Annotated in this window: 26 protein-coding genes; 21 read left to right on the top strand and 5 right to left on the bottom strand. The window is 44.8% G+C overall.

All coding sequences use genetic code 11. The annotated features are described in order from the left end of the window. The first annotated feature begins 3 nt into the window (after positions 1 to 3). The 20 genes from rplP (at position 4) to rplQ (ending at position 9,573) form a co-directional block, all read left to right on the top strand. On the top strand, positions 4 to 414 hold the full coding sequence (gene rplP / locus Q5H80_RS12845; protein ID WP_004736736.1) for a 50S ribosomal protein L16: 411 nt from the start codon (positions 4 to 6) through the stop codon (positions 412 to 414). After that, positions 414 to 605, top strand: a complete 192-nt coding sequence (gene rpmC / locus Q5H80_RS12840; RefSeq protein WP_004736737.1) for a 50S ribosomal protein L29 — start codon at positions 414 to 416, stop codon at positions 603 to 605. Before rplP ends, rpmC begins: the two co-directional genes overlap by 1 nt. Beyond that, the gene (gene rpsQ, locus Q5H80_RS12835; RefSeq protein ID WP_004736739.1) at positions 605 to 859 is read left to right on the top strand and encodes a 30S ribosomal protein S17; all 255 of its coding nucleotides are present in this window, start codon (positions 605 to 607) and stop codon (positions 857 to 859) included. Before rpmC ends, rpsQ begins: the two co-directional genes overlap by 1 nt. A 162-nt stretch (positions 860 to 1,021) precedes the next feature. Beyond that, positions 1,022 to 1,393 (top strand): 50S ribosomal protein L14, encoded by a 372-nt coding sequence (rplN, locus tag Q5H80_RS12830; RefSeq protein ID WP_004736740.1) that lies wholly within the window; start codon positions 1,022 to 1,024, stop codon positions 1,391 to 1,393. 11 nt (positions 1,394 to 1,404) lie between these two features. Further along, the gene (rplX, locus tag Q5H80_RS12825; RefSeq protein WP_004736742.1) at positions 1,405 to 1,722 is read left to right on the top strand and encodes a 50S ribosomal protein L24; all 318 of its coding nucleotides are present in this window, start codon (positions 1,405 to 1,407) and stop codon (positions 1,720 to 1,722) included. Positions 1,723 to 1,746: 24 nt separating this feature from the next. Beyond that, entirely contained in the window at positions 1,747 to 2,286 is a 540-nt protein-coding gene (gene rplE, locus Q5H80_RS12820) for a 50S ribosomal protein L5 (RefSeq protein ID WP_004736744.1), read from the top strand. Positions 2,287 to 2,302: 16 nt separating this feature from the next. Beyond that, a complete protein-coding gene (rpsN, locus tag Q5H80_RS12815; RefSeq protein WP_004736747.1) occupies positions 2,303 to 2,608 on the top strand; it encodes a 30S ribosomal protein S14 in 306 nt (101 codons plus the stop codon). Between the two features lie 29 nt (positions 2,609 to 2,637). Next, complete coding sequence (gene rpsH / locus Q5H80_RS12810) at positions 2,638 to 3,030, top strand: 30S ribosomal protein S8 (protein WP_009847785.1); 393 nt, start codon at positions 2,638 to 2,640, stop codon at positions 3,028 to 3,030. Positions 3,031 to 3,040: 10 nt separating this feature from the next. Next, entirely contained in the window at positions 3,041 to 3,574 is a 534-nt protein-coding gene (rplF, locus tag Q5H80_RS12805; protein ID WP_009847784.1) for a 50S ribosomal protein L6, read from the top strand. A 9-nt stretch (positions 3,575 to 3,583) separates the two neighbouring features. Then, complete coding sequence (rplR, locus tag Q5H80_RS12800) at positions 3,584 to 3,937, top strand: 50S ribosomal protein L18 (protein ID WP_009847783.1); 354 nt, start codon at positions 3,584 to 3,586, stop codon at positions 3,935 to 3,937. 14 nt (positions 3,938 to 3,951) lie between these two features. After that, positions 3,952 to 4,452, top strand: a complete 501-nt coding sequence (gene rpsE / locus Q5H80_RS12795; RefSeq protein ID WP_004736754.1) for a 30S ribosomal protein S5 — start codon at positions 3,952 to 3,954, stop codon at positions 4,450 to 4,452. Between the two features lie 7 nt (positions 4,453 to 4,459). Further along, positions 4,460 to 4,636 carry a 50S ribosomal protein L30 gene (gene rpmD, locus Q5H80_RS12790; RefSeq protein WP_004736756.1) on the top strand — a complete coding sequence of 59 codons (177 nt, stop codon included), beginning with the start codon at positions 4,460 to 4,462 and terminating at the stop codon, positions 4,634 to 4,636. 5 nt (positions 4,637 to 4,641) lie between these two features. After that, the gene (gene rplO, locus Q5H80_RS12785; protein ID WP_004736758.1) at positions 4,642 to 5,076 is read left to right on the top strand and encodes a 50S ribosomal protein L15; all 435 of its coding nucleotides are present in this window, start codon (positions 4,642 to 4,644) and stop codon (positions 5,074 to 5,076) included. Between the two features lie 20 nt (positions 5,077 to 5,096). Next, a complete protein-coding gene (gene secY / locus Q5H80_RS12780) occupies positions 5,097 to 6,431 on the top strand; it encodes a preprotein translocase subunit SecY (protein ID WP_004736759.1) in 1,335 nt (444 codons plus the stop codon). Between the two features lie 41 nt (positions 6,432 to 6,472). Further along, on the top strand, positions 6,473 to 6,586 hold the full coding sequence (gene rpmJ, locus Q5H80_RS12775) for a 50S ribosomal protein L36 (protein WP_000868186.1): 114 nt from the start codon (positions 6,473 to 6,475) through the stop codon (positions 6,584 to 6,586). A gap of 149 nt (positions 6,587 to 6,735) precedes the next feature. Then, a complete protein-coding gene (gene rpsM, locus Q5H80_RS12770) occupies positions 6,736 to 7,092 on the top strand; it encodes a 30S ribosomal protein S13 (RefSeq protein ID WP_004738779.1) in 357 nt (118 codons plus the stop codon). Positions 7,093 to 7,111: 19 nt separating this feature from the next. Next, entirely contained in the window at positions 7,112 to 7,501 is a 390-nt protein-coding gene (rpsK, locus tag Q5H80_RS12765) for a 30S ribosomal protein S11 (protein ID WP_004738778.1), read from the top strand. Between the two features lie 31 nt (positions 7,502 to 7,532). Then, positions 7,533 to 8,153 (top strand): 30S ribosomal protein S4, encoded by a 621-nt coding sequence (rpsD, locus tag Q5H80_RS12760; RefSeq protein WP_004738777.1) that lies wholly within the window; start codon positions 7,533 to 7,535, stop codon positions 8,151 to 8,153. A 22-nt stretch (positions 8,154 to 8,175) separates the two neighbouring features. Beyond that, a complete protein-coding gene (gene rpoA / locus Q5H80_RS12755) occupies positions 8,176 to 9,168 on the top strand; it encodes a DNA-directed RNA polymerase subunit alpha (RefSeq protein WP_004729813.1) in 993 nt (330 codons plus the stop codon). 24 nt (positions 9,169 to 9,192) lie between these two features. After that, entirely contained in the window at positions 9,193 to 9,573 is a 381-nt protein-coding gene (rplQ, locus tag Q5H80_RS12750) for a 50S ribosomal protein L17 (RefSeq protein WP_004729812.1), read from the top strand. A gap of 222 nt (positions 9,574 to 9,795) precedes the next feature. On the opposite strand, the gene Q5H80_RS12745 is transcribed toward rplQ, so the two are convergent. After that, positions 9,796 to 10,302, bottom strand: a complete 507-nt coding sequence (locus Q5H80_RS12745) for a DUF2780 domain-containing protein (RefSeq protein WP_304565095.1) — start codon at positions 10,300 to 10,302, stop codon at positions 9,796 to 9,798. A 134-nt stretch (positions 10,303 to 10,436) separates the two neighbouring features. Continuing rightward, the gene (locus Q5H80_RS12740; protein ID WP_008220519.1) at positions 10,437 to 11,057 is read right to left on the bottom strand and encodes an FKBP-type peptidyl-prolyl cis-trans isomerase; all 621 of its coding nucleotides are present in this window, start codon (positions 11,055 to 11,057) and stop codon (positions 10,437 to 10,439) included. Between the two features lie 213 nt (positions 11,058 to 11,270). Between Q5H80_RS12740 and Q5H80_RS12735 the strand changes: the two genes are divergently transcribed. Beyond that, positions 11,271 to 11,855, top strand: coding sequence for a LysM-like peptidoglycan-binding domain-containing protein (locus Q5H80_RS12735; protein ID WP_304565039.1), 585 nt, complete (start codon positions 11,271 to 11,273; stop codon positions 11,853 to 11,855). A 60-nt stretch (positions 11,856 to 11,915) separates the two neighbouring features. Here Q5H80_RS12735 and Q5H80_RS12730 read toward each other — a convergent pair whose 3' ends face one another. Genes Q5H80_RS12730 through Q5H80_RS12720 form a run of 3 tightly spaced genes read right to left on the bottom strand, consistent with a single transcriptional unit; the run spans position 11,916 to position 13,840 of the window. Continuing rightward, positions 11,916 to 12,764, bottom strand: a complete 849-nt coding sequence (locus Q5H80_RS12730; protein WP_304565037.1) for a DMT family transporter — start codon at positions 12,762 to 12,764, stop codon at positions 11,916 to 11,918. Then, positions 12,764 to 13,216 (bottom strand): GNAT family N-acetyltransferase, encoded by a 453-nt coding sequence (locus Q5H80_RS12725; protein ID WP_304565035.1) that lies wholly within the window; start codon positions 13,214 to 13,216, stop codon positions 12,764 to 12,766. The genes Q5H80_RS12730 and Q5H80_RS12725 overlap by 1 nt, the downstream gene beginning before the upstream one ends. Before the next feature lie 57 nt (positions 13,217 to 13,273). Then, positions 13,274 to 13,840: a Crp/Fnr family transcriptional regulator gene (locus Q5H80_RS12720; protein ID WP_304565033.1), complete on the bottom strand. Its 567-nt coding sequence runs from the start codon at positions 13,838 to 13,840 to the stop codon at positions 13,274 to 13,276. Between the last annotated feature and the right edge of the window lie 57 nt (positions 13,841 to 13,897).

Genomic DNA, 13,897 nt, shown 5'->3' with positions numbered 1-13,897 from the left:
ACGATGCTACAACCAAAACGTACTAAGTTCCGCAAGGTTATGACTGGTCGTAACCGTGGTCTAGCTAAAGGTACTGAAGTAAGCTTCGGCGAATTCGGTCTTAAAGCTGTTGGCCGTGGTCGTCTGACTGCACGTCAAATCGAAGCGGCACGTCGTGCTATGACACGTCACATTAAGCGTCAAGGTCAAATCTGGATCCGTGTTTTCCCAGACAAACCGATTACTGAAAAGCCTCTTGAAGTTCGTCAAGGTAAAGGTAAAGGTTCAGTTGCGTACTGGGTTGCTCAAATCCAACCAGGCAAAGTTATGTACGAGATGAATGGCGTACCTGAAGAGTTGGCACGTGAAGCGTTCCGCCTAGCGGCACGTAAACTGCCTGTTAAAACTACTTTTGTAACTAAGCAGGTGATGTGATGAAAGCACAAGATCTACGCGAAAAGAACGTTGAAGAGCTTAACGCTGAGCTATTGAATTTGCTACGTGAACAGTTCAACTTGCGCATGCAAGCTGCAACTGGTCAACTACAGCAAACTCATACTCTAAAAGCTGTACGCCGTGACATCGCACGTGTGAAAACTGTTTTGACTGAAAAGGCAGGCGCATAATGAGCGAAACTAACCGCATCCAGCAAGGCCGTGTAGTAAGTGACAAGATGGACAAGTCTATCGTTGTTGCTATTGAACGTACTGTAAAACACCCGATTTACGGTAAGTTCATCAAACGCACGACTAAAGTACACGCACACGACGAAGACAACACTTGTGGCCTAGGCGACAAAGTTGAAATCGCTGAGTGTCGTCCTCTGTCTAAGACTAAGTCTTGGACATTGGTTAAAGTTCTAGAAAAAGCGAAGATTTAATCTTTGTAATTCTATAACTTATAAGCGGCTCCAAATAATTTTTTGGAGCCGCTTGTTTTTTGTCTACCCAATTTAAAAAAAGGGTGGTACAATTCGCGTCCCTTTTAAAGAGGCAGCCCGACCCGAGAGGGTCTAGTTTTAATATTTAGCGGAGCACTAACAATGATCCAGATGCAAAGTACACTTGACGCAGCAGATAACTCTGGCGCGCGCAAGGTAATGTGTATTAAGGTTCTGGGTGGCTCTCACCGCCGTTATGCACATATCGGTGACGTCATCAAGGTTACAGTGAAGGAAGCGATTCCTCGCGGTAAAGTAAAGAAAGGTGATGTTCTGAAGGCGGTAGTAGTGCGCACCCGTAAAGGCGTTCGTCGCCCAGACGGTTCTGTCATTCGCTTCGACAGTAATGCTTGTGTATTGTTAAATGACACTACTGAGCAACCAGTCGGCACACGTATCTTTGGTCCTGTGACTCGTGAACTTCGTAACGCGAAATTCATGAAGATTGTATCACTTGCACCTGAAGTTCTGTAAGGAGCGGCAACATGGCAGCTAAAATCCGTCGTAATGACGAAGTAATCATTCTTGCTGGTAAAGATAAAGGCAAGAAAGGTAAAGTAACTAAGGTTCTGACAACTGGTAAAGTTGTTGTTGAAGGCATCAATCTTGTTAAAAAACACCAAAAGCCGGTTCCGGCTCTAGGTCAACAAGGTGGCATCGTTGAACAAGAAGCAGCTATTGATGCTTCTAACGTTGCAGTCTTTAACGCGGCTACTGGTAAAGCAGACCGTATCGGTTTCCGTATCGAAGATGGCAAGAAAGTTCGTTTCTTCAAATCTAACGGCGAAACTGTTTCTAACTAATTAGAAGTAATTTGGAGTTCTACTATGGCGAAACTGCATGATTACTACAAGTCGTCTGTAGTCGCTGAGCTTACCAAAGAGTTCAGCTACACAAGCGTCATGCAAGTCCCTAGGATTGAGAAAATCACCCTAAACATGGGCGTTGGTGAAGCAATCAACGATAAGAAACTGCTAGAAAACGCAGCATCTGATATGGCAACGATCTCTGGTCAAAAGCCTCTTATCACGAAAGCGCGTAAATCTGTAGCTGGTTTCAAAATTCGTGAAGGCTACCCAATTGGTTGTAAAGTAACCTTGCGTGGTGAGCGCATGTGGGAATTTTTAGAGCGTTTAATCTCTATCGCACTTCCACGTGTACGTGATTTCCGTGGTGTTAGCGCTAAGTCTTTTGACGGACGCGGTAACTACAGCATGGGCGTTCGCGAGCAAATCATCTTTCCGGAAATCGACTACGATAAAGTCGATCGTGTCCGCGGTCTTGATATTACTATCACGACATCTGCGGGATCCGATGAGGAAGGCCGAGCTCTGCTGGCTGCCTTTAACTTCCCATTCCGTAAGTAAGGGTAGGGTTACTGTTATGGCTAAACAATCAATGAAAGCACGTGAAGCTAAACGTGCAAAACTAGTAGTTAAGTTCGCTGAAAAGCGTTCTGCGCTAAAAGTTATCATTAGCGATGTAAACGCATCTGAAGAAGATCGTTGGAATGCGGTTCTTAAACTGCAATCTCTTCCACGTGATTCAAGTGCATCACGTCAGCGCAACCGTTGCAACCAAACTGGTCGTCCACACGGTTACCTACGTAAATTCGGTCTAAGCCGTATTAAGGTTCGCGAAGCTTGCATGAAAGGCGAGATTCCGGGTCTTCGTAAGGCTAGCTGGTAATTGCCACTTAATCATTTGGAGTAAATCTTATGAGCATGCAAGATCCGATTTCGGATATGCTGACCCGAGTTCGTAACGGTCAGGCAGCAAATAAAGTTGCTGTAAAAATGCCTTCTTCAAAGCTTAAAGTTGCAATTGCTGCATTACTTAAAGCTGAAGGTTACATCGTAGACTTCGCTGTTGACAGCGAAGCAAAACCTGAGCTAGAAGTTACTCTTAAGTACTTCCAAGCTAAACCTGTAATCGAGCAAATCAAGCGCGTATCACGTCCTGGTTTAAGAGTTTATAAAAATAAAGACTCTTTACCAACAGTGATGGGTGGTCTTGGTATTGCAGTTGTTTCTACTTCCAAGGGTCTGATGTCTGACCGTGCTGCTCGTAAAGCAGGTCTTGGCGGTGAAATCATCTGTTACGTAGCTTAAGGAGTAGATTATGTCTCGTGTTGCTAAAGCACCTGTCGCTATTCCAGCTGGCGTAGAGGTGAAACTAAACGGCCAAGAAGTTACTGTAAAAGGTAGCAAAGGTGAGCTTACTCGCGTTCTTAACAGCGCCGTAGTTATTGCACAGGAAGAAAACAACCTAACTTTCGGTCCGAAAGAAGGTGTTACTAACGCATGGGCACAAGCTGGTACAGCTCGCGCTCTAGTTAATAACATGGTTGTGGGTGTTACTGAGGGCTTCACTAAGAAGCTAACTCTTAAGGGTGTTGGTTACCGTGCTGCTATGAAAGGCAATGCTGTAGGTCTAACTCTTGGTTTTTCTCACCCAGTAGAGCACGCTCTACCTGAAGGTATTAAAGCTGAGTGCCCTAGCCAAACTGAGATCGTTATTACTGGTTGCGATAAGCAAGTAGTAGGTCAAGTTGCGGCTGACATTCGTTCTTACCGTGCTCCTGAGCCTTACAAAGGCAAAGGTGTTCGTTACGCAGATGAAAATGTGCGTACTAAAGAAGCTAAGAAGAAGTAAGGTATCACTATGGATAAGAAAGCATCTCGCATCCGTCGTGCTACACGTGCACGTCGTAAGATTGCAGAACTTGGTGCAACTCGCCTGGTAGTACATCGTACTCCTCGCCATGTTTACGCTCAAGTTATCTCGGCAAACGGCTCTGAGGTTATCGCAGCTGCTTCTACTGTAGAAAAAGCGATCCGTGAGCAAGTTAAGAACACTGGTAACGTCGATGCAGCTAAAGCAGTTGGTAAAGCTGTTGCTGAGCGCGCTCTTGAAAAAGGCGTAGCTTCAGTTGCATTTGACCGTTCTGGTTTCCAATACCACGGTCGAGTAGCGGCGCTAGCAGAATCTGCTCGCGAAGCTGGTCTGAAATTCTAAGGTAGGGTTGGAAGATGGCTAAAGAACAACAACAAGCTAATGATTTGCAAGAAAAGCTGATCGCTGTTAACCGTGTATCTAAGACGGTTAAAGGTGGTCGAATCATGAGCTTCACTGCACTAACAGTAGTTGGTGACGGTAATGGTCGCGTAGGTTTCGGTTACGGCAAAGCTCGTGAAGTACCTGCTGCGATTCAAAAAGCAATGGAAAAAGCGCGTCGTAACATGGTTACTGTTGCGCTTAACGAAGGCACTCTTCACCACCCGGTGAAAGGTCGTCATTCGGGCTCTAAAGTTTACATGCAGCCAGCTGCTGAAGGTACAGGTGTTATTGCCGGTGGTGCAATGCGTGCCGTACTTGAAGTTGCAGGCGTACATAACGTTCTTTCTAAAGCATACGGTTCAACGAACCCAATCAACGTTGTTCGCGCAACGATTGGTGCTCTAGTAGACGTTAAGTCACCAGAAATGGTTGCTGCTAAACGTGGTCTAACTGTTGAATCTATTTCGGAGTAAGCACACGATGGCAACTATTAAAGTAACTCAAACTAAAAGCTCAATTGGTCGCCTACCTAAGCACAAAGCGTGTCTTAAAGGTCTAGGTCTTCGTCGCATCAACCATACAGTAGAACTTGAAGATACTCCGTGCGTACGCGGTATGATCAACAAGGTTTACTACATGGTTAAGATTGAGGAGTAATCAGAATGCGTTTGAATACTCTATCACCGGCTGCTGGCTCTAAACCTTCTAAGAAGCGTGTAGGTCGTGGTATCGGTTCTGGCCTTGGTAAAACAGGTGGCCGCGGTCACAAAGGTCAAAAGTCACGTTCTGGCGGCTCTGTTCGTCCAGGTTTTGAAGGCGGTCAAATGCCTCTAAAACAACGTCTACCTAAATTCGGTTTCACTTCTCGTAAGAGCCTTGTGTCTGCTGAAGTTCGTCTAGCTGAGCTAGCGAAAGTAACAGGTGACGTAGTTGATCTTAACAGCCTTAAAGCTGCTAACGTTATCACTAAGAACATCGAGTTTGTTAAGATCGTTCTTTCTGGTGACCTAAGCAAAGCTGTGACTGTTAAAGGTCTACGCGTGACTAAAGGCGCTAAAGCTGCAATCGAAGCTGCAGGCGGTAAAATCGAGGAATAATCTCGAGGAACGAGGTACAGATGGCTAAGAAACCAGGAAAAGATTTTCGTAGTGCTCAGAGCGGCTTAAGTGAACTAAAGTCGCGCTTATTATTCGTAATTGGTGCACTTTTAGTATTCCGAGCCGGCTCTTTTGTGCCGATCCCTGGTATTGACGCAGCTGTACTTGCCGATTTGTTCGATCAGCAAAAAGGTACCATCGTAGAAATGTTTAACATGTTCTCCGGTGGTGCTCTTGAGCGTGCATCTATATTAGCATTGGGTATCATGCCGTACATTTCGGCATCGATCGTAGTCCAATTGCTAACTGTAGTTCATCCAGCGTTAGCGGAACTCAAAAAAGAGGGTGAAGCAGGCCGTCGTAAGATAAGCCAATATACACGCTACGGCACGCTTGTACTTGCAACATTCCAAGCTATTGGTATCGCAACAGGCTTACCAAACATGGTCGACAATCTGGTTGTTATCAACCAAACCATGTTTACGCTTATTGCTACCGTGAGTTTAGTAACTGGTACCATGTTTTTGATGTGGTTAGGTGAACAAATCACTGAGCGAGGAATCGGTAATGGTATTTCCATTCTGATTTTTGCAGGTATTGTTGCTGGATTGCCTTCTGCAATCGGTCAAACAATCGAGCAAGCGCGTCAAGGTGAATTGCATGTGCTTCTTCTGTTGTTTATCGCGGTATTGTCTTTTGCTGTAATTTACTTCGTAGTTTTCATGGAGCGTGGTCAACGTCGTATCGTCGTTAACTATGCGAAGCGTCAACAAGGTCGTAAAGTTTTTGCAGCTCAAAGCTCTCACTTGCCTCTTAAGATTAATATGGCAGGTGTTATTCCAGCGATTTTTGCATCGAGTATTATTTTGTTCCCAGGAACATTAGCGCAATGGTTTGGTCAAAATGGTGAAAGCAGCGCGTTCGGTTGGTTAACTGACGTGTCATTAGCTCTTAGCCCTGGTCAACCTTTGTATGTAATGCTTTATGCAGCAGCTATAATCTTCTTCTGTTTCTTCTATACAGCGTTGGTGTTTAACCCGCGTGAAACAGCTGATAATTTGAAGAAGTCTGGTGCATTCGTACCCGGTATCCGCCCAGGTGAGCAGACAGCGAAATATATCGATAAAGTGATGACTAGACTAACCCTAGCGGGCGCTCTATACATTACTTTTATATGTCTGATTCCTGAATTCATGATGGTCGCGTGGAACGTTCGTTTCTACTTCGGCGGCACATCACTACTAATCGTAGTGGTAGTTATCATGGATTTCATGGCACAGGTACAGACTCATCTGATGTCACAACAGTATGATTCTGTGTTAAAGAAAGCGAATCTGAAAGGTTACGGCCGTTAATTCGGTAGTAATTATTTCGATTCCATTTACGGAGTTTAGCAATGAAAGTTCGTGCTTCCGTTAAAAAAATCTGCCGTAACTGTAAAGTTATCAAGCGTAACGGTGTCGTTCGCGTGATTTGCAGTGAGCCAAAGCATAAGCAACGCCAAGGCTAATCAGCAGAAATTTTTACTTGAAATACTAGGTAGAGTCGAGTATATTCCTCGGCCTACCTTTTGCGTGCAAAAGAAGTAGTATGCCGCAGCGTATCCATAACGGGCTTTGCTGCGGATAATTCTTTTATGAACCCCCTTAGGAGTGAATAATGGCCCGTATAGCCGGCATTAACATTCCTGATCATAAGCATTCTGTAATTGCACTTACTGCAATCTACGGTATTGGCAAAACTCGCTCTCAAGCTATTCTAGCTGAAGTGGGTATTGCTGAAGATGCTAAGATCAGTGAACTAACTGAAGAGCAGATCGATCAACTGCGTGATGGTGTAGCTAAATACACTGTAGAAGGTGATCTACGTCGTGAAGTATCGATGAACATCAAGCGTCTTATGGACCTTGGCTGTTACCGCGGTCTTCGTCATCGTCGCAGTCTACCACTACGTGGACAGCGTACTAAAACCAACGCTCGCACCCGTAAGGGTCCGCGCAAGCCGATCAAGAAATAGTCGGATAAGGTAGAGTACAATGGCAAAACAACCAACTCGCGCGCGTAAGCGCGTACGCAAGCAAGTAGCTGATGGCGTAGCGCACATTCATGCTTCTTTCAACAACACAATCGTAACTATCACTGACCGCCAAGGCAACGCTCTTGCATGGGCTACAGCAGGTGGTTCAGGTTTCCGTGGTTCTCGTAAATCTACTCCGTTCGCAGCACAAGTTGCAGCTGAGCGTTGTGGTGAAATGGCTAAAGAATATGGCCTAAAGAACTTGGAAGTTATGGTTAAGGGTCCAGGTCCAGGTCGCGAATCTACTGTTCGTGCACTGAACGCTGCTGGTTTCCGTATCACTAACATTGTTGATGCGACACCAATCCCTCATAACGGTTGTCGTCCACCTAAGAAACGTCGCGTTTAAGTTTCGTTTCTAGGAATATTGGAGAAAGATCATGGCAAGATATTTGGGTCCTAAGCTGAAGCTTAGCCGTCGCGAAGGTACTGACTTATTCCTTAAGTCTGGTGTCCGTGCGATCGATACCAAGTGTAAAATTGATAACGCACCAGGTGTACACGGCGCTCGTCGCGGTCGTCTATCTGAGTATGGCGTTCAGCTTCGTGAGAAGCAAAAAGTTCGTCGTATCTACGGCGTTCTAGAAAAACAATTCCGCAACTACTACAAAGAAGCTGCACGTCTTAAAGGCAACACAGGTGCAAACCTGCTTCAGCTTCTTGAAGGTCGTCTTGATAACGTAGTTTACCGTATGGGCTTTGGCGCTACTCGTGCTGAATCTCGTCAACTAGTTAGCCACAAGTCTATTCTAGTTAACGGTAAAGTTGTAAACGTTCCTTCTTTCAAAGTAGCGGCAAACGACGTTGTTTCTATCCGCGAGAAAGCTAAACAGCAATCTCGTATTAAAGCGGCTCTAGAAGTTGCTGAACAACGTGAAAAGCCAACTTGGATTGAAGTAGATGCTGGCAAAATGGAAGGTACATTCAAGCGTATGCCTGAGCGTTCTGACCTATCAGCTGACATCAATGAACACTTGATCGTCGAACTTTACTCTAAGTAAGGTTAAAAAAAGAGAGGACACAATGCAGGGTTCTGTAACAGAATTTCTTAAGCCGCGTCTTGTTGACATTGAACAGATCAATACGACACACGCGAAAGTAACTCTTGAGCCATTAGAGCGCGGTTTCGGCCATACTCTAGGTAATGCTCTTCGCCGCATTCTTCTATCTTCTATGCCGGGTTGTGCCGTAACAGAAGTTGAAATCGAAGGTGTGCTACACGAATACAGCACTAAAGAAGGCGTTCAGGAAGATATCCTAGAAATCCTTCTAAACCTTAAAGGTTTAGCTGTACGCGTTGCTGAAGGCAAAGATGAAGTGTTTATTACACTGAACAAATCAGGCTCAGGCCCTGTTGTTGCAGGTGACATCACCCACGATGGTGATGTAGAGATCGCTAACCCTGAGCACGTAATTTGTCACCTAACGGATGACAACGCTGAGATCGCTATGCGTATCAAAGTAGAACGTGGTCGTGGTTACGTTCCAGCTTCAGCTCGTATCCATACTGAAGAAGATGAGCGTCCAATCGGTCGTCTACTTGTTGACGCTACTTACAGCCCGGTCGATAAAATCGCCTATGCTGTTGAAGCGGCACGTGTAGAACAACGTACTGACTTAGACAAGCTTGTTATCGATATGGAAACGAACGGTACTCTAGAACCTGAGGAAGCAATCCGTCGTGCAGCTACTATTTTAGCTGAACAACTGGATGCGTTCGTAGATCTTCGTGATGTACGTGTACCTGAGGAGAAGGAAGAGAAGCCAGAATTCGATCCTATCCTACTACGTCCTGTAGACGATCTTGAACTAACAGTTCGCTCTGCTAACTGTTTGAAAGCAGAAGCGATTCACTACATCGGTGATCTTGTACAGCGCACTGAGGTTGAGCTACTTAAAACGCCAAACCTTGGTAAGAAATCTCTTACAGAGATTAAAGATGTGCTTGCTTCACGTGGTCTTTCTCTAGGCATGCGCCTAGAAAACTGGCCACCAGCGTCAATCGCTGAAGATTAATCGAAAAGTTAGAAGGATTAGGTCATGCGCCATCGTAAAAGTGGTCGTCAACTCAACCGCAACAGCAGTCATCGCAAAGCGATGTTCAGCAACATGGCTAGCTCTCTTGTTCGTCACGAAGTTATTAAAACTACCGTGCCTAAAGCAAAAGAACTACGTCGCGTAATTGAGCCATTGATTACCCTAGCTAAGACAGACAGTGTTGCTAACCGTCGTCTTGCATTTGCTCGCACTCGTGATAACGAAGTTGTGGCAAAACTATTTAATGAACTAGGCCCGCGTTTCGCGGCTCGCCAAGGTGGTTACACTCGCATTCTTAAATGTGGTTTCCGTACTGGTGATAAAGCTCCAATGGCTTACATTGAGCTTGTAGACCGCCCAGCTGCTGAAGAAGCTGCTGAGTAATCTAAACTAGATTCTTAATACAAAAGCCGAGCATTAGCTCGGCTTTTTTGTATCTGTAGAATAAGGAGACCGACATAAGAATTGCACCACGATATTTGGCACTTTTCTTTACCTTCTCAGCTCCACTTCTCAATAATATCTCGTATCTCTTTTGCTCAACGCACAAAAAAGAGCACCGAAGCGCCCTTTAAGTATTTTAAATCAATTATTAATCACTGGTTATTACAACCAAATAGCTTCGAGTGAATCAACGAGACCGCTTGTTGCGCCTTGTGACTCTAGCCCTTGAATAATGATTGGTGCAAACGCCGCAACCATTGATGAATCCATACCTAATCCTGAAAATGCATTTTCAACAGATGTTTTTGAGTCCAAGACTGACGTTAAACCGCTAGAATCAAGCGTCGACATTCCAGGGAAAAGCATTTCGAGCTCTTGGTTGTCAAAGTTATCAAGGGTATTCTGGGCAAGAGCTAGCATGGAACCTACTCCACCTATAGCTTGCTCATTTGTTACAGATGCTTTGTCACTTAGGGAATTAGCAAGGGTGCTCGTAAATGGTGTTGCTTCATTTTTTTTAGACCACATGTCTACAGCAGCCATAAGGGCTGTTTGTGATAGTTGGGAGTAGTTAATCTCAGAAGTTGAACTGACTTGTTCAGAGTCGCTAGTACTAGCGCAAGATACCACAGCAAAGCTGCTTAAAACGGTGATGAGTACTTTCTTCATTATTCGTCCTTAAGTAATAAAGTAATTTACTCTTTCACTATAAACGAAAAACGGCGATGTAGTCACATCGCCGTTGAGCTAATTCAGTCTAATTTACCTATAGTTTTTTGTTTCACTATAGGTTTTTATAGAAATTAAAGAATTGCTAGGAGTTCTACTTCGAATACTAGAGCAGCAAATGGTGGGATTGCAGCACCTGCGCCACGCTCACCGTATGCTAGATCTTGAGGGATGTATAGCTTCCACTTAGAGCCAACAGGCATCATTTGTAGAGCTTGTACCCAACCTTGAATTACGCCAGTTACTGGGAATTCAGCAGGTTGACCGCGAGATACAGAGCTGTCGAAAACTGTACCGTCAGTTAGTTCACCGTGGTAGTGAACACGTACTTGCTTGTCTGCAGTTGGGATTTCGCCAGTACCTTCAGTTAGTACTTCGTACTGAAGACCAGACTCAAGAACTGTAACTTCTGAACGAAGAGCGTTGTCAGCTAGGAAAGCTTCGCCGTCAGCAGCAGCAGCTTTAGCTAGTTCTTGACGTGCAGCTTCACCACGAGTGTGTAGCTCTTGTAGTGCGTTGTTGATTTCGTCAACTTCGATAGCTGGCATGTCGCCAACTAGAGCTGTTGCGATACCAGCAGCGATTGCATCAACGTTTAGGCCTTCAAGACCAGAACCAGCAAGTTGTTGGCCCATTTGTAGACCGATACCGTAGCTAGCTTTTTGCTCTACAGTTTCAAATTTTACTTCAGACATGAAAAGTCACTCTTTTTGTCAGTACGAAAAGAGTAAGAATACCAGTATTAGCAGCCTGAATAAACGGCTAGTCCCTGATCACTTACGCTTTAGCCTATCCAAATCACAGCTATGTCAATTTTCTTGTATTGGTCCCTGTTGTAGCGGAAAGATCTATACTGTTGGTACTTTGGTTTTTATACTGTAGTTATTCAATGTATAGGACGCAGTGGCATGAATCGTCGTCAAAAGAAAAAACAGAAAGTAGACCACTTAGCAGAGTTCAAGGATCGACTGAATCAGGTCAAAGAGAAATTAGGTTCGATCGATATAAAGAAAATGAAAACCTCAACAGTACAAACTTGGGGATCACTACCGAAATTACACCAGAGACTATTGATGGTGATTTCGCCGATCATATTAATCTTACTGTTTGTTCCACTACCTGAGCCTAATGTAGAGACCGCGCCATCAACATCTCGTGTTGAGCTTGAAATTAACACCGTTGGCTTAAGCGAACAGCAAAATACCAAGAGCAGTTCATCAGAACCGAGTAACAACAACTGGCAGGAGTACCTGGTTAAGCAGGGCGATACGTTGGCGCAGGTTTTTCGAAACAACGATTTACCGTTGTCTGATCTGAATGCGTTAGTACGAATTGAAGGTTCAGACAAGCCGCTGAGTCAGATCAGAAAAGGTCAGCTGGTTCGATTCAAGTTAGCCGAAACTGGGCAGCTCGATATTCTTCAGCTAGAGAAAGGCGACACTTCGGTGATGTTTTTCCGTTTGTCTGATGGTGGCTTTGGCCGCAGCAAATAGGTCTAGCGATGAACCTTGAGCTATACGCTTTAGTTGACATAGATAGACGATAGAAAAGAGCTAAGTGTTAGCTCTTTTTTTTGGTCGCTTGAAAGGGGCGAGTGGCAATATGATCAGCATAATACCGATAAAGGTTAACGTATCTGGTATCTCATCGAACCATATTGCGCCTATTAGCGCGACAAACACCAGTCCTGAATACTCAGCCAATGCGATTTGGCTAGAGTGCGCTTTCTGGTAGGCGGAAACAGCGAGGCCGTTATAGCTCAATATGAGTGTTGCGCTGAGTGCTATGTATCCAAGATGTTCTAAAGACACGGGTTGCCAATACAGTAAGCACAGTATTAACGAGGCTGGTATTGAGAAGAGGGTTGTCCACCACAGCGTCGTCACTACGGATTGTTCACTAGGAAGTTTTCTTACCAGTACATTAAACAGGGCAAGTGTCAGTGCTGTGCCCAATGCAAATAGTGCTGCCCAGTGAAACTGCGATGGCCGTAACACGATCAGCGCGCCAATAAAGCCGACAGTTGTGGCGATGACCTTGCCTAGCGCAGGTTGCTCTTTTAGTAGCAGTACTGACAGAGGCAGCATCAGTAATGGGGCTACGTAAAATACCGCGTTAGCTGTCGCTAAAGACATATGGGTGATCGCGACCACCATACATCCACTGCCGATTAAGATCAGTTGTCCGCGAATTAAGGTGACCTTGGCTTGTTGTAAGCGGCGTTGCTCTTTGCTTTGTTGCAGCCACAAAGGAGTAATGAGTAACAGAGATATCAACTGACGGAAAAAAATATACTGAAGAGGTGGTACTTCGCCGTTCAATAGCTTCACAGCGACGTCAGAGAGCGAGGCAAACAGGTTGCCCGCAATCAAAAGTAGTATACCGACAGTGATATTCGACATTACTTCTCTAATCTCATGTCTACGTGTGGAATATCATCTTCCAAATACATATCTGAGATTGTTTTGAATCCATGGCTAGCGTAGAAGCTTTCTAGGTGCTCTTGCGCACCAATGTCGATGGTCGTGTTCGGCCATAATGCCTCACAGCGTGTTAACGCTTCTTTTATCAATTGATGTCCTAAACCATCACCTCTTGCCGATTGCTTCGTCGCCACTCGGCCTATGCTCGTGTTGTCGTAAGAAGTACCTGGTGGTAACAAGCGTGCACACGCTACTAGCTCTGCATCAGCATAACCAAGCAAGTGTTCAACACCTGCGATTGTATCTTTACCGTCGAGATCTGGATAAGGGCAATTTTGCTCAACGACGAACACATCTACTCGTAATTTAAGTAGTTGATAAAGCTGTTGTGTTGAAAGTTCAGAGAAGGGAATTGAGTGCCAAGTGATCATGTTTACATCCAGAGGTTATCGATGCTCTGAATGTACTATGTGCGATGAGTGTTGGCATTAACTATTGTTAATTCGACCTTTAATTCTGCTCAGACTGATCGCGGTTATTCCTAGGTAAGCGGCAATCTGGTTGTCGTTCAAGCGCTGCTCAAGGTCGGGATAATGTTCGCAGAAAAGTTGATAGCGTTGCTCGGGAGTATAGAGCAGCATAAAGCGTTCTTTGTTTTCCTTATGCATGAGTTGAGTTTCTAATAACTTTAAATACAAAGGGTTGTTTGATGCGCGCCACTCGATAACCGCGTTCATTGGCAGTTCTAACATAGTAATTGGTGTGAGCGTTTCTAATAGGTAAGGGGACGCTTGGTTTTTTATCAGACTCTCAAAGCCGATGATCCAATCTTGTTCCCAGTAGAACTCTTTGCTGTATTGCTTACCGTCATTAGTGAGATAACAAGCGTGGCACAAGCCTTCAAGTACAAAGTAGATTGAACTCGCCATCTCACCTTGATTGATCAGGATGTGTCTGGTTGGTAGCTCAAGCGGTTTCACGACGGCTAATAGAGATTCGATCTGACTTTCAGAGAAGCCGAAGCTTTGTAGCTGTTCGATAAAAGAGGTGTGCATGTAAATAACCTAACCCAAATAAGTGTCGAAATCATCGCACTTATTTGAGTATAGGTA

The organism is Vibrio sp. SNU_ST1, assembly GCF_030563405.1.
In the GTDB taxonomy this organism is placed as follows: domain Bacteria; phylum Pseudomonadota; class Gammaproteobacteria; order Enterobacterales; family Vibrionaceae; genus Vibrio.
This window is presented reverse-complemented; position numbering and strand designations above follow the sequence as displayed.

Excerpts from the sequence above, each read along its gene's own strand:
- rplP (WP_004736736.1), top strand. The coding sequence starts at position 4 with ATGCTACAACCAAAACGTACTAAGTTCCGCAAGGTTATGACTGGTCGT.
- rpmC (WP_004736737.1), top strand. The coding sequence starts at position 414 with ATGAAAGCACAAGATCTACGCGAAAAGAACGTTGAAGAGCTTAACGCT.
- rpsQ (WP_004736739.1), top strand. The coding sequence starts at position 605 with ATGAGCGAAACTAACCGCATCCAGCAAGGCCGTGTAGTAAGTGACAAG.
- rplN (WP_004736740.1), top strand. The coding sequence starts at position 1,022 with ATGATCCAGATGCAAAGTACACTTGACGCAGCAGATAACTCTGGCGCG.
- rplX (WP_004736742.1), top strand. The coding sequence starts at position 1,405 with ATGGCAGCTAAAATCCGTCGTAATGACGAAGTAATCATTCTTGCTGGT.
- rplE (WP_004736744.1), top strand. The coding sequence starts at position 1,747 with ATGGCGAAACTGCATGATTACTACAAGTCGTCTGTAGTCGCTGAGCTT.
- rpsN (WP_004736747.1), top strand. The coding sequence starts at position 2,303 with ATGGCTAAACAATCAATGAAAGCACGTGAAGCTAAACGTGCAAAACTA.
- rpsH (WP_009847785.1), top strand. The coding sequence starts at position 2,638 with ATGAGCATGCAAGATCCGATTTCGGATATGCTGACCCGAGTTCGTAAC.
- rplF (WP_009847784.1), top strand. The coding sequence starts at position 3,041 with ATGTCTCGTGTTGCTAAAGCACCTGTCGCTATTCCAGCTGGCGTAGAG.
- rplR (WP_009847783.1), top strand. The coding sequence starts at position 3,584 with ATGGATAAGAAAGCATCTCGCATCCGTCGTGCTACACGTGCACGTCGT.
- rpsE (WP_004736754.1), top strand. The coding sequence starts at position 3,952 with ATGGCTAAAGAACAACAACAAGCTAATGATTTGCAAGAAAAGCTGATC.
- rpmD (WP_004736756.1), top strand. The coding sequence starts at position 4,460 with ATGGCAACTATTAAAGTAACTCAAACTAAAAGCTCAATTGGTCGCCTA.
- rplO (WP_004736758.1), top strand. The coding sequence starts at position 4,642 with ATGCGTTTGAATACTCTATCACCGGCTGCTGGCTCTAAACCTTCTAAG.
- secY (WP_004736759.1), top strand. The coding sequence starts at position 5,097 with ATGGCTAAGAAACCAGGAAAAGATTTTCGTAGTGCTCAGAGCGGCTTA.
- rpmJ (WP_000868186.1), top strand. The coding sequence starts at position 6,473 with ATGAAAGTTCGTGCTTCCGTTAAAAAAATCTGCCGTAACTGTAAAGTT.
- rpsM (WP_004738779.1), top strand. The coding sequence starts at position 6,736 with ATGGCCCGTATAGCCGGCATTAACATTCCTGATCATAAGCATTCTGTA.
- rpsK (WP_004738778.1), top strand. The coding sequence starts at position 7,112 with ATGGCAAAACAACCAACTCGCGCGCGTAAGCGCGTACGCAAGCAAGTA.
- rpsD (WP_004738777.1), top strand. The coding sequence starts at position 7,533 with ATGGCAAGATATTTGGGTCCTAAGCTGAAGCTTAGCCGTCGCGAAGGT.
- rpoA (WP_004729813.1), top strand. The coding sequence starts at position 8,176 with ATGCAGGGTTCTGTAACAGAATTTCTTAAGCCGCGTCTTGTTGACATT.
- rplQ (WP_004729812.1), top strand. The coding sequence starts at position 9,193 with ATGCGCCATCGTAAAAGTGGTCGTCAACTCAACCGCAACAGCAGTCAT.
- Q5H80_RS12745 (WP_304565095.1), bottom strand. The coding sequence starts at position 10,302 with ATGAAGAAAGTACTCATCACCGTTTTAAGCAGCTTTGCTGTGGTATCT.
- Q5H80_RS12740 (WP_008220519.1), bottom strand. The coding sequence starts at position 11,057 with ATGTCTGAAGTAAAATTTGAAACTGTAGAGCAAAAAGCTAGCTACGGT.
- Q5H80_RS12735 (WP_304565039.1), top strand. The coding sequence starts at position 11,271 with ATGAATCGTCGTCAAAAGAAAAAACAGAAAGTAGACCACTTAGCAGAG.
- Q5H80_RS12730 (WP_304565037.1), bottom strand. The coding sequence starts at position 12,764 with ATGTCGAATATCACTGTCGGTATACTACTTTTGATTGCGGGCAACCTG.
- Q5H80_RS12725 (WP_304565035.1), bottom strand. The coding sequence starts at position 13,216 with ATGATCACTTGGCACTCAATTCCCTTCTCTGAACTTTCAACACAACAG.
- Q5H80_RS12720 (WP_304565033.1), bottom strand. The coding sequence starts at position 13,840 with ATGCACACCTCTTTTATCGAACAGCTACAAAGCTTCGGCTTCTCTGAA.